Source organism: Lacrimispora sp. 38-1 (assembly GCF_049890855.1).
Classification (GTDB): Bacteria; Bacillota; Clostridia; order Lachnospirales; family Lachnospiraceae; genus Lacrimispora.
The window spans coordinates 93,569-114,002 of sequence record NZ_JBANEW010000053.1; the positions used below are offsets into that span (position 1 = coordinate 93,569).

Annotated in this window: 21 protein-coding genes; 17 read left to right on the forward strand and 4 right to left on the reverse strand. The window is 43.7% G+C overall.

The annotated features are described in order from the left end of the window. Window positions 1-166 precede the first annotated feature (166 nt). The 8 genes from purE (at window position 167) to V7D18_RS13120 (ending at window position 7,523) form a co-directional block, all read left to right on the forward strand. Window positions 167-682 (forward strand): 5-(carboxyamino)imidazole ribonucleotide mutase, encoded by a 516-nt coding sequence (gene purE / locus V7D18_RS13085; protein WP_117418348.1) that lies wholly within the window; start codon window positions 167-169, stop codon window positions 680-682. A gap of 27 nt (window positions 683-709) precedes the next feature. Further along, on the forward strand, window positions 710-1,735 hold the full coding sequence (purM, locus tag V7D18_RS13090) for a phosphoribosylformylglycinamidine cyclo-ligase (protein ID WP_426154717.1): 1,026 nt from the start codon (window positions 710-712) through the stop codon (window positions 1,733-1,735). Then, window positions 1,729-2,331, forward strand: a complete 603-nt coding sequence (purN, locus tag V7D18_RS13095; protein ID WP_426154718.1) for a phosphoribosylglycinamide formyltransferase — start codon at window positions 1,729-1,731, stop codon at window positions 2,329-2,331. Before purM ends, purN begins: the two co-directional genes overlap by 7 nt. Beyond that, a complete protein-coding gene (gene purD / locus V7D18_RS13100) occupies window positions 2,328-3,602 on the forward strand; it encodes a phosphoribosylamine--glycine ligase (protein ID WP_426154719.1) in 1,275 nt (424 codons plus the stop codon). Before purN ends, purD begins: the two co-directional genes overlap by 4 nt. Window positions 3,603-4,081: 479 nt before the next feature. Then, window positions 4,082-5,959: a DUF4914 family protein gene (locus V7D18_RS13105; protein WP_426154720.1), complete on the forward strand. Its 1,878-nt coding sequence runs from the start codon at window positions 4,082-4,084 to the stop codon at window positions 5,957-5,959. A gap of 282 nt (window positions 5,960-6,241) precedes the next feature. After that, complete coding sequence (locus V7D18_RS13110; RefSeq protein ID WP_314459338.1) at window positions 6,242-6,625, forward strand: BMC domain-containing protein; 384 nt, start codon at window positions 6,242-6,244, stop codon at window positions 6,623-6,625. A gap of 4 nt (window positions 6,626-6,629) precedes the next feature. Further along, entirely contained in the window at window positions 6,630-7,064 is a 435-nt protein-coding gene (locus V7D18_RS13115) for a EutP/PduV family microcompartment system protein (RefSeq protein ID WP_426154721.1), read from the forward strand. Window positions 7,065-7,091: 27 nt separating this feature from the next. After that, entirely contained in the window at window positions 7,092-7,523 is a 432-nt protein-coding gene (locus V7D18_RS13120; RefSeq protein WP_426154722.1) for a BMC domain-containing protein, read from the forward strand. 71 nt (window positions 7,524-7,594) lie between these two features. Here the strand turns inward: V7D18_RS13120 and V7D18_RS13125 are convergent, their stop codons facing one another. Further along, window positions 7,595-8,449, reverse strand: coding sequence for a MurR/RpiR family transcriptional regulator (locus V7D18_RS13125; RefSeq protein WP_426154723.1), 855 nt, complete (start codon window positions 8,447-8,449; stop codon window positions 7,595-7,597). 157 nt (window positions 8,450-8,606) lie between these two features. Here V7D18_RS13125 and V7D18_RS13130 point away from each other — a divergent pair, with 157 nt between their 5' ends. Further along, entirely contained in the window at window positions 8,607-9,956 is a 1,350-nt protein-coding gene (locus V7D18_RS13130) for an MATE family efflux transporter (RefSeq protein ID WP_426154724.1), read from the forward strand. On the opposite strand, the gene V7D18_RS13135 is transcribed toward V7D18_RS13130, so the two are convergent. Beyond that, the gene (locus V7D18_RS13135; protein WP_426154725.1) at window positions 9,941-10,870 is read right to left on the reverse strand and encodes a LysR family transcriptional regulator; all 930 of its coding nucleotides are present in this window, start codon (window positions 10,868-10,870) and stop codon (window positions 9,941-9,943) included. The two genes, V7D18_RS13130 and V7D18_RS13135, sit on opposite strands and share 16 nt — an antisense overlap. Before the next feature lie 161 nt (window positions 10,871-11,031). On the opposite strand from V7D18_RS13135, the gene V7D18_RS13140 reads away from it, so the two are divergent. The 6 genes from V7D18_RS13140 to rd all read left to right on the forward strand — a co-directional run bounded on the left by V7D18_RS13140 (window position 11,032) and on the right by rd (window position 14,195). Further along, window positions 11,032-12,150 carry a 5-methyltetrahydropteroyltriglutamate--homocysteine S-methyltransferase gene (locus V7D18_RS13140; protein WP_426154726.1) on the forward strand — a complete coding sequence of 373 codons (1,119 nt, stop codon included), beginning with the start codon at window positions 11,032-11,034 and terminating at the stop codon, window positions 12,148-12,150. A 77-nt stretch (window positions 12,151-12,227) separates the two neighbouring features. After that, window positions 12,228-12,569 (forward strand): arsenate reductase family protein, encoded by a 342-nt coding sequence (locus tag V7D18_RS13145; RefSeq protein WP_426154727.1) that lies wholly within the window; start codon window positions 12,228-12,230, stop codon window positions 12,567-12,569. 92 nt (window positions 12,570-12,661) lie between these two features. Further along, complete coding sequence (locus V7D18_RS13150; RefSeq protein WP_426154728.1) at window positions 12,662-13,009, forward strand: cupin domain-containing protein; 348 nt, start codon at window positions 12,662-12,664, stop codon at window positions 13,007-13,009. A gap of 155 nt (window positions 13,010-13,164) precedes the next feature. Beyond that, window positions 13,165-13,395 (forward strand): 4Fe-4S binding protein, encoded by a 231-nt coding sequence (locus V7D18_RS13155; RefSeq protein ID WP_426154729.1) that lies wholly within the window; start codon window positions 13,165-13,167, stop codon window positions 13,393-13,395. Continuing rightward, complete coding sequence (locus V7D18_RS13160) at window positions 13,388-13,966, forward strand: 4Fe-4S binding protein (protein WP_426154921.1); 579 nt, start codon at window positions 13,388-13,390, stop codon at window positions 13,964-13,966. Before V7D18_RS13155 ends, V7D18_RS13160 begins: the two co-directional genes overlap by 8 nt. 70 nt (window positions 13,967-14,036) lie before the next feature. Then, window positions 14,037-14,195, forward strand: a complete 159-nt coding sequence (rd, locus tag V7D18_RS13165) for a rubredoxin (RefSeq protein WP_024295966.1) — start codon at window positions 14,037-14,039, stop codon at window positions 14,193-14,195. A gap of 80 nt (window positions 14,196-14,275) precedes the next feature. Here the strand turns inward: rd and V7D18_RS13170 are convergent, their stop codons facing one another. Then, on the reverse strand, window positions 14,276-15,949 hold the full coding sequence (locus tag V7D18_RS13170; protein WP_426154730.1) for a S8 family peptidase: 1,674 nt from the start codon (window positions 15,947-15,949) through the stop codon (window positions 14,276-14,278). A 73-nt stretch (window positions 15,950-16,022) separates the two neighbouring features. After that, on the reverse strand, window positions 16,023-16,904 hold the full coding sequence (locus tag V7D18_RS13175) for an N-acetylmuramoyl-L-alanine amidase family protein (protein WP_426154731.1): 882 nt from the start codon (window positions 16,902-16,904) through the stop codon (window positions 16,023-16,025). A 135-nt stretch (window positions 16,905-17,039) separates the two neighbouring features. Between V7D18_RS13175 and V7D18_RS13180 the strand changes: the two genes are divergently transcribed. Together V7D18_RS13180 and V7D18_RS13185 are read left to right on the forward strand one after the other, a co-directional pair. After that, entirely contained in the window at window positions 17,040-17,996 is a 957-nt protein-coding gene (locus V7D18_RS13180) for a tRNA dihydrouridine synthase (protein WP_426154732.1), read from the forward strand. 138 nt (window positions 17,997-18,134) lie between these two features. Then, window positions 18,135-20,393: a ribonucleoside-diphosphate reductase subunit alpha gene (locus tag V7D18_RS13185; protein WP_426154733.1), complete on the forward strand. Its 2,259-nt coding sequence runs from the start codon at window positions 18,135-18,137 to the stop codon at window positions 20,391-20,393. The last annotated feature ends 41 nt before the right edge of the window (window positions 20,394-20,434 follow it).

Below are 20,434 nucleotides of genomic sequence, written 5' to 3' on the forward strand. Positions count from 1 at the left end.
ATACTTAAAATTATAAAGAAAATTATTGACGAGGAGTGGAAAAGCTAGTATTATAATTAATAAGTGTTAATTAATTAATAAGCAGTTAATATTAGATAAACTTATTAACAACATTATTCCTGATAATGAATTACACATGTTTGGAAGAGGAAAAGGAGAAATTACTATGGCAAACGTATCAATTGTTATGGGAAGTGATTCAGATATGCCTGTTATGGCGCAGGCTGCAGAGGTTCTGGAAAAGCTGGGTGTAGAGTTTGAAATGACCGTCATTTCTGCACACAGGGAACCGGATATATTTTTTGAATATGCGAAAACAGCAGAGGCCAGAGGCATTAAAGTGATTATCGCCGGAGCAGGAAAAGCAGCTCATCTTCCTGGAATGTGTGCTGCATTATTTCCAATGCCCGTGATTGGTATACCCATGAAAACTTCAGATCTGGGCGGTGTGGATTCCCTGTATTCCATTGTACAGATGCCTTCTGGTATCCCGGTAGCAACTGTGGCAATTAACGGAGGTACCAATGCAGGAATTCTGGCAGCAAAGATTCTGGCAGCAGGAGATGGGGAACTTTTGGCGAGACTGAAGGATTATTCCGAGAAATTAAAGAATGATGTCGTGAAAAAAGCAGAAAAGCTGGAGCAGATCGGGTATCGGGAATATTTGTCCCAGATGAAATAACAGGAAGAAAAAGCGGAGGAAAAAGAGATGGATTATAAGAATGCCGGAGTAGATATTGAAGCTGGATACAAATCGGTTGAATTAATGAAAAAGCATGTACTGGAAACCATGAGACCGGAAGTCCTTGGCGGACTGGGCGGTTTTTCAGGAGCATTTTCCATGTCAGCTTTTAAAGAAATGGAAAAGCCGACTCTTGTGTCCGGAACCGACGGAGTGGGAACAAAGCTGAAGCTTGCATTTCTTATGGATCGGCATAATACGGTTGGTATCGATTGTGTAGCCATGTGTGTCAATGATATTGCCTGTGCAGGAGGAGAACCACTGTTTTTCCTTGATTATATAGCCTGTGGGAAGAACTATCCGGAAAAGATTGCAAAAATCGTCAGCGGTGTGGCAGAAGGCTGCAAACAGGCAGGCGCTGCACTGATCGGAGGGGAAACCGCAGAGATGCCTGGTTTTTATCCTGAGGATGAATATGATCTTGCAGGTTTTGCGGTTGGAGTAGTCGATGAAAAGAATCTGATTACCGGTAAGAATATAGCAGCCGGCGACATTTTAATCGGTATTGCATCTTCCGGTGTTCACAGCAATGGATTTTCTCTTGTCCGCAAAGTATTTGATGTGACGAAAGATAATTTAAATGTTTATTACGATGAATTGGGAACAACTCTTGGAGAAAGCCTGATTGTGCCTACCAAAATTTACGTAAAAGCATTAAAAAGCGTGAAAGAGTGCGGTGTGACCATAAAGGGCTGCAGCCACATCACCGGAGGCGGATTCTATGAGAACATTCCACGTATGCTTCCTGATGGAATCTGTGCAGAAGTGGAGAAAAACAGCTATCAAGTTCCTTCCATCTTTAAACTCATGGAAGAAAAGGGCGAGATAGCGGAAGAAATCATGTATAATACGTTTAATATGGGAATTGGCATGGTGCTGGCAGTGGATCCGGCTGATCAGGACAAGACCATGGATGCGATCAGGGCTGCAGGAGAGACCCCTTATGTAATCGGCTGCACAAAAGCCGGTGAGAAGGGTGTGGTCTTATGCTAAGAGTCGGCGTTCTGGTATCCGGCGGAGGAACCAATCTTCAGGCTGTTTTGGATGCCATTGACAGCGGGGAGATTAAAAACGCAGAGGTCAAAGTAGTTATCAGCAATAACTGTAATGCATATGCGCTGGAACGTGCAAGGAATCATGGAATCGATGCACTCTGCATTTCTCCTAAGGACTATGAAAGCAGAGCGTCATTCCACGATGAACTTTTATCCCGAATCGATGCGTATCATCTTGATTTAATCGTGCTTGCTGGTTTCCTGGTTACCATTCCTGAAGCTATGATCAGGAAGTACAGAAACCGCATTATAAATATTCATCCTTCCCTGATCCCTTCCTTTTGCGGGACCGGATATTATGGGCTGAAGGTTCACGAGGCTGCATTGGCCAGAGGCGTAAAAATCACAGGGGCTACGGTCCATTATGTTGATGAGGGAACAGATACAGGTCCCATTATTCTGCAGAAAGCAGTGGAAGTAAAGGAAGGCGATACGCCGGGAGAACTTCAGAAAAGAGTGATGGAAGAAGCGGAATGGATCATTCTTCCCCAGGCGATTACGCTGATTGCAAAGGAACAGGAGGAAAAAGCATGAAGGTTCTGATTATTGGAGGCGGCGGCAGGGAACATGCCATTGCATGGAAAGCTGCCCAGAGCCCTAAGGTCCAAAAACTGTACTGTGCTCCGGGAAACGCCGGAATTGCTGAGATCGCTGAATGCGTCGATATCGGAGTGATGGATTTTGACAGGCAGGTGGACTTTGCCAGGAAGAAAGAAATTGACCTGGTAATTGTTGGCCCCGATGATCCCCTTGTGGCAGGGGCTGCTGATGCATTTATGAAAGCAGGAATCCGGGTGTTTGGTCCGGAGAAGAAGGCTGCCTGTCTGGAAGGTTCCAAATCCTTTTCTAAGGATCTGATGAAAAAATACAAAATTCCAACGGCTGCTTATGAAACATTTGATTCAGCAGCAAAAGCTCTTGCTTATCTGGAAACTGCCAAAATGCCGGTTGTTCTAAAGGCGGATGGCCTTGCTCTGGGCAAAGGTGTTTTAATCTGTAATTCACTGGAAGAGGCGAAAGACGGTGTACGAACACTGATGCTTGATAAGCAGTTCGGATCTGCCGGTGACCGGATTGTAGTGGAAGAATTCATGGTTGGACGGGAAGTGTCCGTACTTTCTTTCGTAGATGGTAAGAACATAAAAATTATGACCTCTGCCCAGGATCATAAAAGGGCGAAGGATGGAGACAAAGGTCTTAATACTGGCGGAATGGGTACTTTTTCTCCTAGTCCTTTCTATACAGAAGAAATCGATGCATTCTGTAAAAAGTATATCTATCAGGCAACTGTGGATGCGATGCTGTCTGAGAACAGGGAATTTAAGGGAATTATCTTTTTCGGTCTGATGCTGACAAAAGAGGGACCCAGGGTTTTAGAATACAATGCAAGATTCGGTGATCCGGAAACACAGGTAGTTCTTCCAAGAATGAAAAATGACATTATAGAGGTGTTTGAGGCCTGTATAGACGGAAAACTAAATGAGATTGACTTACAGTTTGAAGACAATGCGGCTGTCTGTGTCGTCCTGGCTTCTGATGGGTATCCGGAACATTATGAAAAAGGATTTTTAATCAAAGGACTGGAGCGCTTTAAAGGACAGGCTGGTTATTATGCATTCCATGCAGGCAGCCGGTTTGATGAAGAGGGCAATCCTGTTACAAATGGAGGAAGAGTTCTTGGTGTGACGGCTCTTGGAAGCAATTTAAAGGAAGCAAGAGCCAACGCTTATGAAGCTGCTGAATGGGTGGAGTTTGAGAACAAATATATGAGGCAAGATATCGGCAAGGCGATCGATGAAGCGTGAAAACGTCTTATGTCAGCGGGTTTTCTGCATAAAAAAACGTTGACACAACAGAAGTTTCATGATATTGTATCTCTACAGTAGGACTTTGATCTTCTAAAGTGTCTTTCTACATCACTATTTTAAGACGGCATAGGATAAGACTGGATTTACACAGTTTGATAGTACCGGAAGACTTATAAAACGGGTTGCATAAAGGTGTAACTGAGCCGATATCCAGGTTACGGGTATCGGCTTTTTCCATAATGCCTGATAAAGGGAGGCTGATCGGTAAGAGCAGGAAAAAGAAAGTTTCTGTTAAGGGCTGAGGGTATGGCAAAATTTAGCAATAAATGCCGGGTGAGTAATATGACGAAAAATGTCTAAAATAAACTATGTAATGGAATGCTAATGTTTGGGATTTTTAAACTACATAGTTTGTACCAGTGCGGTCTTCGGTACAAACTTCAGGTGCATAATTATGCACAGGAATGGAGGAAAATATGCTAGAATGTTTACGTAAATTAAATTTACCGGAGTATGTACAGGATATTTTAAATCAGTCACAGGGTGTCGTCATTCCAAAATCACGAAAAGAGCTGTTGACTCTTGCTATGGGCGGCGATGAGAACGTTACATTTGATATTGATTACGAAGTGGAAGGCAAGGGGAGAGTTTTAGAGGCTACCGCAACCAAATGTAAAAATGGTATTGTAGTGAATTATATGGAAGATTACATGCGCAGACGTGATCCCAATTCCATGCTGATCGCAGATAAGAATCCGACGGATAAACCCAGATACGAGGACGTTTATCATAAGGATTTCGAATCTCTCAGAATGGATACCTTTGACTGGCTGAAAAATCAGGAGCTGATATTTTTCCCATTTAAATCCGGCGGACTGGAGTATGGTTATGATTCTGTTTTAGTAGCTCCGGCCAATGCAGGATTTTTTGCAGCAGGCCTTGCGGATCTCCAGGGATTTTTAAACATAGACGAAATCACATATGATTTTAAGCCGAGAGCAGTTGTTTTTCTCGCACCGCCATTCCGTCACACGCATTTCAATGGAAAACAGGTAGTGGTTCATAACCGTCTGAAAGGAATCCATGAGGTTTACGCCTATAATCTTTATCCAGGTCCAAGCGCGAAAAAGGGTATTTATGGCGTGCTTTTAGATATCGGTGAGGAAGAAGGCTGGGTAACCGCACATGCATCTGCAGTAAAAGTTATCACTCCCTACGACAATGAAATCGTTATTATGCATGAAGGCGCTTCCGGCGGCGGAAAGAGCGAAATGCTGGAAGATATCCATAAAGAGATGGATGGAAGAGTCATTTTAGGAAGAAATACGGTGACAGGAGAGAAGAACTATTTAAATCTTTCAGAGACCTGTGATTTAATTCCTGTAACGGATGATATGGCGCTGTGCCATCCAAAGATGCAGCAGGGCAGTAAGAAGCTGGTTGTCAAGGATGCGGAATCTGCCTGGTTTTTAAGAGTGGATAATATTAAGCGCTACGGAGCTTCTCCCCAGTATGAAAGAATATTCATTCAGCCGGAAGAGCCGTTAATCTTTTTAAACCTTCAGGGAGTACCGGAAGCTACCTGTCTGCCATGGGAGCATACCATGGACAGCACCGGAAAACCCTGTCCCAATCCACGAGTCATTATGCCAAGAAAACTGGTGCCAAACTCCATTGATGAGCCGGTTGAGGTTGATGTAAGAAGCTTTGGTGTAAGAACGCCTGCATGTACAAAGGCAAATCCGTCATACGGAATTATGGGTATTATGCATATCCTTCCGCCTGCTCTTGCATGGCTGTGGCGTCTGGTTGCACCAAGAGGCTACAACAATCCAAGTATCATTGATTCCCAGGGAATGACCAGCGAAGGAGTGGGATCCTACTGGCCATTTGCAACAGGTAAGATGGTAACACAGGCCAATCTTCTTCTGGATCAGATATTACAGTCTACCAATACCCGTTATGTCCTGATTCCCAATCAGCATATAGGAGCTTATGAGGTCAGCTTTATGCCTGAGTGGATTTCCAGAGAATACATCGCCCGCCGCGGAAGCGCGAAATTCAAGCCGGAGCATCTGGTAGAAGCGCGCTGTCCTCTGTTAGGATTTGGTCTCGATTCTTTAAAGATTGACGGACAATATATCAGAAGAGCATTCTTAAGACCCGAAACCCAGCAGGAAGTGGGAATTGAAGGCTACGATGCAGGTGCTGCAATCTTAACTGAATTCTTTAAGCAGGAACTGGTGAAATATAATACAGACGAGTTAAATCCGTTAGGAAAGCAGATTATCGAGATGTTCATGAAGGGTGCGACTGTTCAGGATTATCTTGAAATTATGCCTATGAGATATTAAAATCAGACCATAAGAAGTTGTATATGTAAGGGAGCGCGGCTCTGCAGATGATTTTCATCGACAGAGCCGCGCTTCCTTTTTATCATATGTTTTACAGGCAACATTGCCCTGTTGGGGAAGGTTTTTGCCGCCAAAATAGAAAGGCGGAAAGCTGAAATCATTAAAATGCCGAAAATATGGTCATCACACTCCTTCAATAATAAAACATTGACATTGCCCCAGAGGGAAACGCTTATAATTGACTGGTAAAGTTTACATTTGCATGGATCGAGGTGGATTTTAATGGGAAATGAATATGGTGCTTCACCCGAACAGGGCGAACAGATCCGTATCGTACAGGAAACAGTGGCTGGAAGAGAAATCACTCTGGCCCATATAATCGGGGGACCGCTGCCAGTCGTATATCGTAAGTTAGGCTTAAATCCGGAAATTGATTATCGTTCGTCTGCCATAGGAATCATGAATATGACGCCTCCGGAGTCTGCAGTTATTGCATCAGATATTGCGGTAAAGAGCGGGAATATCGATCTGGGTTTTGCTGACCGGTTCAGCGGCACACTGATTATAACAGGTGAGATCGCGGAGGTCCAGGCTGCGATTGCGGAGATTGTGCAGTATTTTCATGATGAACTGGGGTATGTGACCTGTCAGATTACGAAGCGGTGATAAGATGAAAAAATTATTTTTATGCGGAAGAAGCGAAGCAGGCAAGACTTCACTGACCCAGGCATTAAAGGGAGAGCCGGTGGTTTATCATAAGACCCAGTATGTCAATCACTGGGATATTACCATTGATACACCGGGAGAATATGTGGAAAATAAGAACATATCCATGCAGGCTCTCTGCTGTTTTTCCTATGAGTCAGATGTCATTGGTCTGCTGTGCGGGGCAGATGAACCCTTTAATCTGTTTCCGCCGGGGATTATCAATGCGTGCAACCGCCCCATGATTGGTATAATAACCAAAATAGACGCTCCGGAGGCTAAGGTTTCCATGGTGCGGCAGTGGCTGGAGGAAGCCGGATGTGAGCGGATCTTTCCAGTCAGCAGTATTACCGGAGAAGGGATTGAATTGCTTAAGGAGTATTTAGGTGACGGGAAATAATGATAAACCCAGAAAGGGTGTGTTAAAATGACAGAAAAGCGGCCTGATCAGAAAGCATTGCAGGAGATATTAGGAAAAACACACAGACATGGGGGTAATGAGCCGCTGCGCGTGGTGAAAGTCTCTGTTTCCGGGAAAGAGATATCAATGGCCCATGTCATCGGAGTTTCCGAACCTTCCGTATATAAAAATCTGGGCCTGGATATAGGAACCCATGCAGGAGAGGATTTTACGGGTATGTCAATCGGCACGATTCATATGTCCCCTCCTGAATCGACGGTTATTGCAGCGGATATTGCCGTAAAAGCAGGGTACGTGGAACTGGGGTTTCTGGACCGGTTCAGCGGTACTCTGATTCTGACCGGACCTTTGGAGGAAGTAAAAACTGCGGTAATTGAGATTATGAAATATTTTCGTGAAGATTTACTGTATAAGACCTGTGCGGTTACAGTTAGGTAGCTAAAAAAGCGGTTCTGCTCAATCAAATGAAGCAGAACCGCTTTACTCATTGTACAGATCCTCCGGCCTGATCAGTATTGGTTGGTCTGATCAAGATATTGTTCCATACGCATGAGACGTTCCAGATTTTCAGATCGGTTTCTTTTGCTTAAAAGACCGGCTAATAATTCCAGATTCATCATTGTGGAAACATAGGAGTTATGGAACGTAAAATTATCTACATTATTTATTAATAAAACGGAAGCATTTTCAGCGATGGGAGATACCAGACTGTCAGTGATTGCAATTACAGGACAGCCTCCGTCCCGGGCAATCTGGGATGCAAAGGCGGTTTCTTTCGAATAACGCTTAAAAGAGAGCAAAACAGCGGCATCCTTTGGCCCTGCATCAATAAGCGAATCAATAACAGGCTGATGCTGACCCACCACGATAACATTGGAGCGAATGCAAGACAGCATGATTCCAAATGTTGAAGCAAGACCGTAACAGGCGCGGAATCCAACAATGTATACTCTTTCTGCATGGGATAATAAATCTGCAGCAGCAGAATATTTTTCTGACTGACCGCTTTCCTGATCCTTTTTTATATTGGTATCAATATTCTGATATATGGCACTCAGCAGATCATGGTCGGAAAGATTTTCGTAGTTTTTAATTTTCTCATAAGGGATCTCAGAGATGAGATCTTCGGAGTCGGAGAATACAGCATTTTTCTGAAGATGCTTTTTTAATTTTGTAAAGTTATCAAAACCTAATTTAGCAGAAAGTCTGATTACTGTAGACGGACTCACCTGAAGCAGACGGGAAATTTCTTCTGCACTTTGAAAACAGGCGTTTTTCTCGTTTGTTGTTAAATATTCCAGCACCGTCTTTTCTTTTGTTGTTAATTTGATTTCTTTTAGTTTTTCTTCGATAAAATCTATCATACATGCTTCCTTTCCTGATCTGGATTATAACATACAAAATGAATGAAGTAAATCATTTTAATATAATTATGGTTGACAAAAATCATTTTACTATTATAATGGTTTATGAAGTAAAAATACAAAACAGTCTATTCTATATACAAATGGAGGCGTTCAGATGACCAGGAACATGACAAAGGGAACTATCATTTCTCATATACTGCTATACTCGCTGCCCATGCTTGCAGGCAATTTGTTCACCCAGCTTTATAACGCGGCAGATTGTATGATAGTTGGCAGTATAAATGGAAAAGAAGCACTGGCTGCTATAGGAGCAGCAGGACCAGTCATGAACATTCTGCTTTTTTTTATCATTGGAATTTCCATGGGAAGTTCCATTCTCATGTCCAATCACTATGGTGCAGGCAGATTAGATCATCTGAAGCAGCAGCTTCTCACTTCTTTGCTTGGCAGTATGATATTCACCGTTATTATAGGCATTATAACATTTATTTTCTGCCCGCTTTTCTTAAGATGGATCAAAACCCCTGAACAGGTCATACCCCAGGCAGCGGCATACTTAAAAATAATTATGTTCGGGCTTCTTTTTTCCTGTATCTGTCAAATACTTTCTGCAGGATTTCGTGCGGTGGGAAATTCAAGACTGCCTTTTTATGCATTGTTAATATCAACTTTTGTAAACATAGGGCTGGATGTTCTTCTGGTGGGTCTGTTTAAAATGGGCGTAAAGGGAGCTGCAGCAGCAACAGTAGTATCACAGGCGGTTTCTGCTTTCATTTGTATTAGTTACTTATACTGGAAAGAGCCTGTATTACATTTTACACGGAAAGAGTTGAAAATGGATGCAGCTCTGTTTAAGGTCACTCTTCAATTCAGTTCTGTTCCTGCCATACAGCAGACAATTCTTTATGGAGGGAGAATCCTGGTACAGGCGGTTGTCAATTCCCTGGGGGTAGATGCGGTGGCAGCATTTAATGTGACCTCCATAATTGATAATTATGTGCTGGAACCTGGTAACAGTCTTGCGGCCTCGCTCACTGTTTTTACAGCCCAGAATGATGGCGCAGGAAAAAAAGAACGAATCAGGACAGGTCTTTTTATAACTTTGCTGACAGGCAGCGCGATCAGTATTCTGACAGCTCTTCTGGTATATCATAACTGTGAATTGCTGATCGGTTTGTTTTTGCCCCGGAAAGATCTATCTGTGGTAAAACTTGGCTGCCGGTATTTGAAAGTGATTAGCTATGGCTATATTTTAACCACATTCTGCAATTCATTTCAAGGGCTGTTTCGTGGGCTTGGACTGCTTAAAATCACATTGATCGCAACAATCATACAAATCCCAATCCGTATTGCGGTCAGCTGGTTTCTCGCTGGTACCCTGGGGATCAGCGGAATATCCGTGGGTATGATAGCAGGCTGGATTTTTATGATTGCCTATGAAGGTATCATGATAAAATCATCCTTAAACTGCCGCAAGCAGGCAGCAGCCTATATTTCCGTATAAACCTCAAGACCGTCCTTTTGGATTAAGGTTTTTAACTCTTCCAGGTAATTCCGGGCGAATATGCTTAAGTGTATTCTTGGATTCTCAATCCAGCCGATTCTCATATATTCAGAGGTTATAAGAGGAACTGCAATAATATTATCTCCGTTTAAGTTGCTGTTTAAAATGCCGCTGCAGATGGTATAGCCGTTCAGGCCGATTAATAAATTAAACAGAGTAGCACGGTCACTGACGTAGATAATTTTTTTCCTTGGAACAGTACTTAATATTTCCTCAGAAAAATAAAAGGAGTTATTTTCGCCCTGCTCAAAAGCCAGAAAAGGATAGGGCTTTAATTCCTCCATTGTGACCGATGAGTGGCCGGAAAGAGGGTGTGAGGAGCTGATAAAGACATGGGGAGATGCTTCAAACAAAGGATGAAAGTTAAGCCCGCTGTCCTTAAAAAGCTTTTCCAGTACCTTCTCATTAAAATCATTTAAATACACAATTCCAAGTTCACTTCTGAAATTCTTCACATCTTCAATGATTTCATAAGTTCTTGTTTCCCGTAGTGTAAATTCATATTCGTCATGGTCCTGCCGTTCCACCAGATTAACAAAGGCATTGACTGCAAATGCATAATGCTGGGTCGAGATAGAGCAGATTCGCTTTGCCGGCAGTTTTTTCAGATAATGCTGTTCCAGTAAATCAGCCTGTTCCAGCACCTGTCTGGCGTAGGAAAGAAATTCACTCCCGTCTAAGGAAAGGGAAATTCCCTTGGGATTTCTGTTAAATATGGTGATGCCATATTCCTGTTCCAGCTCTTTTACTGCATTTGAAAGGCTGGGCTGGGTGATAAAAAGCTGTTTTGCAGCCTCTGATATGGAGCCGCAGTTAACGATGGTGATAATATAGCGAAGCTGCTGAAGGGTCATTGCAACGGATTCCTCTCTTTTACGTTATGTTTTTTATTCTAACACAAAATGATATAGTTTAAAACTATACCATGGTATAAAAATATAGAATTTTACAGATAAATTTGTTTCCGTTAGAATAAAGATAAATAATACAGGAAAAAAGAGAGGAGAATAAAATCATGGCACAGGCGAAAAAAAGAGCACCATTTAAGTTTGATATAGTAGGAAGTTTTCTGCGTCCCGAATATTTAAAGGAGGCAAGAGAGGGCTGGAAAAAGGGAACGGTCACTGACGATGAATTAAGAAAAACAGAAGACCGGGCCATCACGGAACTGATCGAAAAGCAAAAAGAAGCAGGACTTCCAGTCATTACAGACGGAGAGTTTCGAAGGAGCTGGTGGCATCTGGATTTTATGTGGGGCCTTCAGGGCGTTAAAAAACTGGAAGTAGAACAGGGTTACCGCTTCCATGATGAAGTTACCAGAGGAGAATCGGCCGGTTTGTGCGGGAAGATTTCAGGAGAGAACCATCCGTTTGTAGAGCACTTCAAATTTGTTAAGCTGTTTGAGGATGATACAGTGACTGCGAGACAGACCATACCGGCCCCTGCCCAGTTTCTGGCGGAGCTGGAGCGGGGAGATAATCTGGAACAGACAAAATCTTACTATCCGGATGAAGAAGAACTGATAAAGGATATTGCATCTGCCTACCACACCGTGATATTGGATCTGTATGAAGCGGGCTGCAGAAACGTTCAGTTTGACGACTGTACATGGGGGATGTTCTGCGACACAAAATATTGGGAAGCCAGACAGAAAGAATCAAAATCTGTTTCTTCTGAGGCGGAAAAATATGTAAGGTTAAATAACCTTGCCATGGAAGATCTGCCGCAGGATCTGGTAATCAATACACATGTATGCAGGGGGAATTATCATTCCACCTGGGCCTCCTCCGGCGGATATGCCCCCATTGCGCCCCATTTATTTGGGAAAGAAAATGTCTCTGCCTACTACCTGGAATTTGATGATGAACGCTCCGGAGATTTTGAGCCGCTTCATTACGTAGACGGAGATAAGCAGGTGGTTCTTGGGCTGATTACGACAAAATCCCCGGATCTGGAAGAAAAGTCACGAATTATAGAACGAATCCGCAAGGCCTCCCGCTATATCCCGCTGGACCGTTTATCATTAAGCCCCCAATGCGGTTTTGCATCAACCGAAGAGGGAAATAAACTGACAGAAGAAGAACAGTGGAAAAAAATAAAACTGGTAAAAGAAATTTCAGAAGAGGTCTGGTAAAATCCTCATTAAAATGGTATTGTTGTTTGGAATAGAAAAACAGCAATACCATTTTTGATGGCAAAGGAGGGCGGACCATGAATGTACAGATATTTGGTACGAAAAAATGTTTTGATACGAAAAAAGCAGAGCGTTATTTTAAAGAACGAAAAATTCCGTATCAGTTCATTGATATGAAGGAAAAAGGAATGAGCAAAGGGGAATATAACAGTGTCAGACAGGCTGTAGGGGGCACCGATGCCATGCTTGACGGGAATTGCAGGAATCAGGATGTTCTGGCTCTTATTAAATACATTGCTTCTGAGGATAAGGATGACAAGATTTTAGAAAACCAGGAAGTATTGAAAACTCCCATTGTCAGGAACGGAAAACAGGCCACAATCGGTTATCAGCCAGATACGTGGAAAGACTGGAAGTAAAAACAGCCGGAAGATACGGCAGCCTGTTAATCTTGACATAATAGAAAAAATTACTTAAAATTAAAAAAAACAACTCAAAGGAGCGGCACGATATGAAAAGACCGGAAAAAAATCAAAGATGGGTATTTAATCAGGAAATAGAAGGCGAGAAAGCGGGAGACGGTGTTGTCAGAAAGGTTCTGGCATACTGTGACGGAATGATGTGTGTGGAGAATCATTTTGAGCAGGGAGCCATCGGTAAGATGCATAATCATCCCCATACACAGATTACATATGTGGCAAGCGGAGTATTTGAATTCACCATCGGTGAAGAGACAAAGACGGTAAAAGCCGGAGATACCTTATTAAAACAGGACGGAGTGATGCACGGCTGTGTATGCCTGGAGAAGGGAATTCTGGTAGATATTTTTACCCCAATGAGAGAAGACTTTCTATCATAAAGATGTCAGAAGAGATCTGTATATTGCCGGAAAACCACGGCAGATACAGATCTTTTTCCTCATTTTGAATGGTTTGAACGGATTGTTAAGGTGACATCGTCACGGAAAAAATGAAAAATATCTGTTAAGATCATGAAAAAAACATGGAGGAAGCAATGACGTTACAAAAAAACAAGAGGTATGCAGTCGTAGATGAGGCTCATTGTGTTGCCTGCGGCAGCTGCATAAAAGTTTGTCCGAAAGGAGCTGTTACAGTACCAAATGGAATTACCGCAAAAGTCGATATAGACAGCTGTGTTGGCTGCGGCTTGTGCGCAAAGGTTTGCCCGGCATCTGTGATACACATTGAAATGCTTAAGAGGAGAGAAGAAAATGGGAATGAATAAGAAAAAAAACTGGTATGATTATCTCTGGCTGACATCTTTGCTCTATTTAATCCTCGGATTCTTTAATATTCTTTTTGCCTGGCTGGGGCTCCTTTGTTTCTTAATTCCTCTGGGAATATCCGCAGTTAAGGGAAATAAAACCTATTGCAATCATTATTGCGGCAGAGGGCAGCTTTTAGATCTCCTTGGAAACAGACTGAAATTATCACGGAAGAAAGATATTCCTGCATTTTTAAAAAGCCGTGTATTCCGATATGGTTTTCTCATCTTTTTTCTCACGATGTTTGCCAATATGCTGTTTACCACTTACCTGGTATTTTCGGATGCAGGAAGCTTAAAGCAGGCTGTACAGCTTTTATGGTCCTTTAAACTGCCCTGGCACTTTGCTTATCACGGAACCATAGCAGCGGACTGGGTTGCCCAGTTTGCTTTCGGATTTTACAGTGTTATGCTGACATCTACAGTGCTTGGCATTATTACCATGGTATTATATAAACCCAGATCGTGGTGTGTGTACTGCCCCATGGGAACCATGACCCAGCAGATCTGTAAGTTAAAGGACAAATCGTAACAAATCTATTGATAAAAAAGATATTATATGCTATAAAAGAAGCACAGAGAAGTTAAAGGAGGTGACAGGGATGGCAAAGTATGTTTGTGAACCATGCGGTTATGTATATGATCCGGAAATAGGTGATCCTGATTCTGGTATTGAGCCAGGCACTGCGTTTGAAGATTTACCGGAGGATTGGGTTTGTCCGGTATGCGGAGTTGGTAAAGATATGTTTGTTGAAGAATAAAGCTGCTGCCATCTTTGGCCGGCTGACATGCCTTCAGGCCCCAGGCGTTATTTTCGCCCGGCTTGAAGGCATTTTTTGTTTCAGCTGCTGGTAAAACGTTCAAACAGCCGGTTAATTTCAACCTGACCGTATCCCCATATGTTGTTCGGGTAAGTGTTTGCAGGATTTCGGACGGCACCGCTAATCATAAGCCGGTTCGCGTCATTACCGGTAATTCTGGGGTAATTTCCCCGTACAATCGCCCATTCAAATACCATGGCAATGATTCCTGCCGCGTGAGCAGCGGCAGCTCCTGTTCCGGTCGCGGTTCCGTAAAGGCCTCCGGGGACTGCACATGTCAGCTCAAAGCCCGGGGCCGCAATGTCTGGTTTTATCTGCCCGATTCGTGTATAGCCTCTTCCCGATTCAGGAAGAATGCTGTCACTGAGCTGGTTGTAGGCAGTAACAGTCAGCTGGTGTCTTGCATTGCCTGGTGATGTAATCGTAGTATCCGGGTTTGAATCCAGGAAAAAGGTATCACCGGACAAAAGATCGCCGGAGGGAAGCCAGGAATGGAAGGAAAAAGGTTCATTTTCAGAACTCTGTACCCGCAGATACCAGATGCCAGGAAGCGGATTGCTAAAGCGCAGAAGAATCAGCTGTTCTCCCGTTTCCTCTTCGAAAATGATATTATTTACATAAATTATAGTCTGATTAAATATAAAGCTGAATTTTCTGCATTGGTTCAGACCTGGATAGATCGGCTGGGTGGATTCCCGGTTGGGAGAGGAGATATCTATGGAAAGTCTGGCAGGTGCATAAGACCATATTTCCATGGCAAATATAGTGTCGCTGCTGCCGACCCTCAGTTCAATGTCATTGTAATAGGGGAGAGCGGAAGTAGCGTTGTAGTAGTGACGCCGATTGTTTCCTTCGTTGCCCGCAGCTACGGAGATTCCATTGCCGGGAAGCAGAGCCAGATGATCTAAATAAGCGCTGGTTGCGCCTCTGCCGTCATGCCCTCCCTGACTGCTTCCAAGAGCGATGCAGATGACAACAGGACGGTTAAAACGGGCGGCAGCTGTAACTGCATAGCGGATACCAAGTATCAGATCGGACTCCTGATAACAGATTGCACTTTCGGGAATAAAAGACACCTTTTTTGTAACAGGTTTTGCTTCCTTCAGCTTGATAATAACCAGATCAGCCTGAGGAACAATACCGCTGAATCCCTGCTGTTCATTGGGGGAACCAGCCAGAATACTGGCCATGGCAGTTCCGTGACCCAGTACGTCTGTAGTGGGAACAACGGATAAGGGATCGGGTGACTGAAGTGCAGCATTGATCTGTTCCCTGCTGTATTCGGAACCAAAGGTAAATTCCCCCGGAATCGTACCTGACTGATCGGTCTGATCCCACATGGTAAGAATCCGGGAAGTACCGTCGTTAAAGAGAAATGCGGGGTGCCGGTAATCAATTCCGGTGTCAATGACAGCCACCAGTACGCCCTGCCCGAACAAGGCCAGAAAGGGATTGGTCTGTACCGTAGTAACTCCTGATTTTTCAAGGCTTATGGTTGAGGCAAGGGTAAAGATGGTAGGGAAGCTGCTGTAGGAGTGCTTTCCAAGGTCACAGGGATCTGCTTTGCCGGCTGGGATATGAAGGAGAGAGTTTTGTCTGTTTAAATAGGTGATATTATCACCGGTATCATAGGTTGGAGCCAGGGCAGTGTTGATCATTAAATCATAATAGCTGTTATCCAGAATTTTTGACAAAATAGTACCTCCCTGCCGGCTTTGGCCGTAATGTATGATACATTTTATGCAGGGAGGCAGGGATTATGAGCTCTTAGTTAGAGGGAGGTGTCTGATTGCTGTTACCGGCAGGGACAAAAGTAGATTTTCCGGCTTTATTTAAATATTCTATGATTCCTTTGGCATCAGCCTCTCCCAGCTTTTTTAACTGCTCATCTGTGGAGAGAAATCCGGTTAAGTCGCTTAAGTAGTTGATGTATCCGTGTTCAATAATAAAGCCCCGGAGACCGTACATCTGGGAATAGCGGGGGATTGCATAGTAATCAGCAGCACTTCCATCCGGATATAAGGTTCCGTTTTTAGAATCCTGAAGAATTAATCCCCTGTTGTGGAGTCCGATCCCAGTGAGCTGATTTAAAATCGTATTTGCTGCTTCCTGGGATTGAATGGCGATATCGTTGTTAAAGCGTCCGGTTCTGGGAGACATGGAGCTGGCGCCGTAAGCGTTCCTTGTGGTGCCGTTGCCTGCAATGGAATCCACATGGAGACTGACAAATAAGTCAGCGCGGACGGAAGCGGCAAAAGCAGCTCGCTGATCCAGGGGAACAGTGACTTCGGAGCTGTCCTTGGTCAGATAAACGGTATAGTTGGAATTATGTTCCAGATATTCTTTCGTATAACCGGCTATTTTCATTGTAATGATATCTTCATAATAGGTAACTCCGTTGTATTCGAAATGGCAGCCGGAGTAGTGGCCGTCTGTCTTTCCGTGTCCAGGGTCCAGAACAACCACACAATTGGATTTTAAACTCATTCCAGGACCGATCTCAGGCGCAGTGGTTTCACTTACGGGGGGAGCAAAGGCAGGCCCGCTTTCTTCTTCCGCTTTTGATGTGGAAACAATAGAAGATGAAAACAGTGCTGCAAGCAATATCGTACCGGCTGTGCGTTTAAGAATCCTGTTGAAATGAATCATGATAAATCCTCCTGAGCAATGGCATTTTGTCCAATATTATAGCACTAAATGTCATATTCTGCAAATGGTATTCTAGGAATTTTTCATCTCCTGTGGTAGAATGGGGATTGTAAAAATGGAACAGGAGAACTGCTTATGAACTACTACTTTGCCCCCATGGAGGGGATCACAGGATATATCTACAGGAATGCACATCGCAAATTTTTTAAGGATGTGGATGTTTACTATACACCATTCATTGTTCCAAACCAGAATCGTGAATTTTCTTCCAGAGAAAAAAATGATATTCTTCCGGAACATAATGAGGGGATAAAGACGATTCCCCAGATTATGACAAATAACTGGGAGGGGTTCGTCTGGACCGCTATGGAGCTCAAAAAATATGGATATCAGGAGGTGAATTTAAATTTAGGCTGTCCTTCTAAGACCGTTGTATCCAAGCATAGAGGCTCCGGTTTTCTTGCAGTACCGGACCAGTTAGACCAGTTTTTAGACCAGATCTTTTCTATTGATATGAAAATTTCCATTAAAACCAGGATTGGAAAGGACAGTCCGGAGGAATTTTACCGGCTCATGGAAATTTACAATCAATATCCGGTAAAAGAGCTGATTATTCATCCCAGAATCCAGACTGATTTTTACAGGAATACCCCAAACTGGGACATGTTTAAGATGGCAGTTTCTGTCAGTAAAAACCCTGTCTGCTATAACGGAGATATATTCAGCCCCGGGGATTATCAGCGGCTGATTCAGACCTTTCCATCTGTGGAGAGGATCATGCTTGGGAGGGGGCTTGTGGCAAATCCCATGCTTGCGGGGGAAATAAAAGGCAAAGGGCGTCTTCAAAAGGAACAGTTAAAGGCCTTTCACGACCAGATCCTGTCCGGATACCAGGAGACCATTTCCGGTGACCGGAATGTGCTGTTTAAAATGAAAGAGCTTTGGGCTTACATGCTTCAGTCTTTTGAAAGCGGAGAGAAGCATGGGAAAAAGATACAAAAGTCCCAGAATCTTTTTGATTATATGTCGGCTGTGGAGGCGCTTTTTAGAGATCTGAAATTAAAATCCTCTTTTGATTCCCAGTGTGAATGATCCTGGTAAAAAAGTAAAAAACGAATATTTTGTGATTGGATGGTTGAAATTAACAATATCTTGTGGTATATTCATGAATATAGCTTTTGATAACAGTTATTGATATTATTATAACGTGACAGAATGGCAGGAATCAGAATGGATGAATTATACGGTAAAAATGAGATATTGGCATATTTTAAGGAAGTACCTGAATTAAGTTCGGTGTTTGATGAGATAGAGAAGGAATGGACTCTTCCATCTTACAGTCTGGATAAACTTTATATAAAGTTTATGACATTTTTTAAAGAAGACATGATGGTGAAAGAAAAGCTTTCTGCCCTGATTCAGGCGGCAGTGGAGCTCACAACCCAGGAAGCCTCCGGCTGGGAATATATCAGCGCCAGAATCTGTCTGGTCCGTTTTGGGATAATCCGGAAAGCTGAGCTTAGCAGGTATAACATAAAAAACTTCTATGATAAAGTTGCTTATTTAACCGGAGAGCAGCTGTACGGGAGTTACATTCTTGAACACTACAGGAAGGAAGAACTTGAGCGGTATGAAGCTTATATAGATCATACCAGAGACCGGCTGTTTACTTATTCCGGACTGGAACTGGTGTTAAACCGTTACGTAATCCATAGCAGGGAGAACGTCCCTATTGAAACACCCCAGGAGATGTTTTTAGGAATTGCCATGCATCTTGCCATGCTGGAAAAGGAAGATCGGGACGGCTGGGTAAAGCGGTTCTATGATATGCTCAGTACATTAAAGGTGACTATGGCAACTCCTACGTTGTCCAATGCGAGAAAACCCTATCATCAGCTTTCTTCCTGTTTTATTGATACAGTGCCGGACAGCCTGGATGGGATTTACCGAAGCATTGACAGCTTTGCCAAAATCAGCAAATTTGGCGGCGGCATGGGGCTCTATTTTGGAAAGGTCCGGGCGGCTGGAAGTTCCATACGCGGGTTTAAGGGGGCGGCCGGAGGCGTGATCCGGTGGATCAAGCTTGCCAATGATACGGCTGTTGCAGTGGATCAGCTGGGAATGCGTCAGGGTGCGGTAGCGGTATATTTAGATGTTTGGCACAAAGATCTCCCGGAATTTTTAATGCTCCGGACTAATAATGGCGATGACCGCATGAAGGCACACGATGTTTTCCCGGCAGTATGCTATCCCGATCTTTTCTGGAGGAAGGCGAAGGAAGACATAGAAAGTGACTGGTATTTAATGTGTCCTCATGAGATCCTCACTGTAAAGGGCTGGGCCCTGGAAGACTGCTGGGGCGATTTGTGGGAGGAACGTTACTTCCAGTGCGTGAATGACAGCAGAATCCATAAGAGAGCGGTTCCCATTAAGGATATTATCCGGCTGGTTTTAAAGAGTGCGGTGGAAACAGGAACTCCGTTTACATTTAACCGGGATGCTGTGAATAAAGCCAATCCAAACAGCCATAAAGGAATGATCTACTGCAGCAATCTCTGTACGGAGATTGCCCAGAATATGAGTGCAGTGGAACAGATGAAACAGAGTGTGGAGACTGTGGAAGGAGAAACCGTGGTAGTAACGATGACAAAGCCAGGGGATTTTGTCGTCTGTAACCTTGCCAGTCTGTCTCTTGGAAAAATAGATGTAAACAGCAAAGAAGAAATAACGCAGCTGGTGCGAAGTGCAGTCCGTGCACTTGATAATGTCATTGATCTTAATTATTTTCCCGTTCCTTATGCAAAGGTCAGTAATGAGCGCTACCGTCCCATCGGTCTGGGAGTCAGCGGCTACCACCACATGCTTGCAAACAACAGAATTGCCTGGGAATCGGAGGAGCATCTGGCCTTTGCAGACAAGGTTTTTGAGACGATAAACTATGCCGCAATTGAAGCCAGCTGTGATCTTGCCAAGGAAAAAGGAAGATATTCCTTCTTTGAAGGAAGTGACTGGCAGACAGGGGATTATTTTAAGAAGCGCGGCTATGAATCATATGAGTGGGCGGACTTAGGCAGAAAAGTGAAGGAATGGGGAATGAGAAACGGCTGGCTGATAGCGGTTGCACCGACCAGCAGTACCAGCATGATCGCAGGAACAACGGCAGGTCTTGATCCCATTATGAACCGGTACTATCTGGAAGAGAAAAAGAACGGTCTTGTTCCAAGGGTTGCGCCGGGACTTGCGCCGGATACGTTCTGGTTATATAAAAATGCGCATTACATTGATCAGAAGTGGTCTGTGAAGGCAGCAGGGGTCAGGCAGCGCCATGTGGACCAGGCTCAGAGCATGAACCTGTATATTACCAATGACTATACGCTCAGGCAGGTACTGGGACTCTATATTCTGGCCTGGGAATCGGGAGTAAAAACCATTTATTACATCCGGTCCAAAAGCCTGGAGGTGGCTGACTGTGAGGCATGCTCCAGCTGAGAACCTGAGGAAACGATATAACGATAAAGGAGAGTGGAACC

Bases quoted from the DNA above. Each gene is read 5' to 3' on its own strand.
- V7D18_RS13185 (WP_426154733.1), top strand. From the start codon at position 18,135: ATGGATGAATTATACGGTAAAAATGAGATATTGGCATATTTTAAGGAA.
- V7D18_RS13140 (WP_426154726.1), top strand. From the start codon at position 11,032: ATGGCACAGGCGAAAAAAAGAGCACCATTTAAGTTTGATATAGTAGGA.
- V7D18_RS13120 (WP_426154722.1), top strand. From the start codon at position 7,092: ATGACAGAAAAGCGGCCTGATCAGAAAGCATTGCAGGAGATATTAGGA.
- V7D18_RS13135 (WP_426154725.1), bottom strand. From the start codon at position 10,870: ATGACCCTTCAGCAGCTTCGCTATATTATCACCATCGTTAACTGCGGC.
- V7D18_RS13125 (WP_426154723.1), bottom strand. From the start codon at position 8,449: ATGATAGATTTTATCGAAGAAAAACTAAAAGAAATCAAATTAACAACA.
- purN (WP_426154718.1), top strand. From the start codon at position 1,729: ATGCTAAGAGTCGGCGTTCTGGTATCCGGCGGAGGAACCAATCTTCAG.
- V7D18_RS13180 (WP_426154732.1), top strand. From the start codon at position 17,040: ATGAACTACTACTTTGCCCCCATGGAGGGGATCACAGGATATATCTAC.
- V7D18_RS13175 (WP_426154731.1), bottom strand. From the start codon at position 16,904: ATGATTCATTTCAACAGGATTCTTAAACGCACAGCCGGTACGATATTG.
- V7D18_RS13150 (WP_426154728.1), top strand. From the start codon at position 12,662: ATGAAAAGACCGGAAAAAAATCAAAGATGGGTATTTAATCAGGAAATA.
- purE (WP_117418348.1), top strand. From the start codon at position 167: ATGGCAAACGTATCAATTGTTATGGGAAGTGATTCAGATATGCCTGTT.
- V7D18_RS13145 (WP_426154727.1), top strand. From the start codon at position 12,228: ATGAATGTACAGATATTTGGTACGAAAAAATGTTTTGATACGAAAAAA.
- V7D18_RS13155 (WP_426154729.1), top strand. From the start codon at position 13,165: ATGACGTTACAAAAAAACAAGAGGTATGCAGTCGTAGATGAGGCTCAT.
- V7D18_RS13130 (WP_426154724.1), top strand. From the start codon at position 8,607: ATGACCAGGAACATGACAAAGGGAACTATCATTTCTCATATACTGCTA.
- V7D18_RS13110 (WP_314459338.1), top strand. From the start codon at position 6,242: ATGGGAAATGAATATGGTGCTTCACCCGAACAGGGCGAACAGATCCGT.
- rd (WP_024295966.1), top strand. From the start codon at position 14,037: ATGGCAAAGTATGTTTGTGAACCATGCGGTTATGTATATGATCCGGAA.
- purM (WP_426154717.1), top strand. From the start codon at position 710: ATGGATTATAAGAATGCCGGAGTAGATATTGAAGCTGGATACAAATCG.
- V7D18_RS13115 (WP_426154721.1), top strand. From the start codon at position 6,630: ATGAAAAAATTATTTTTATGCGGAAGAAGCGAAGCAGGCAAGACTTCA.
- V7D18_RS13105 (WP_426154720.1), top strand. From the start codon at position 4,082: ATGCTAGAATGTTTACGTAAATTAAATTTACCGGAGTATGTACAGGAT.
- V7D18_RS13160 (WP_426154921.1), top strand. From the start codon at position 13,388: ATGAATAAGAAAAAAAACTGGTATGATTATCTCTGGCTGACATCTTTG.
- purD (WP_426154719.1), top strand. From the start codon at position 2,328: ATGAAGGTTCTGATTATTGGAGGCGGCGGCAGGGAACATGCCATTGCA.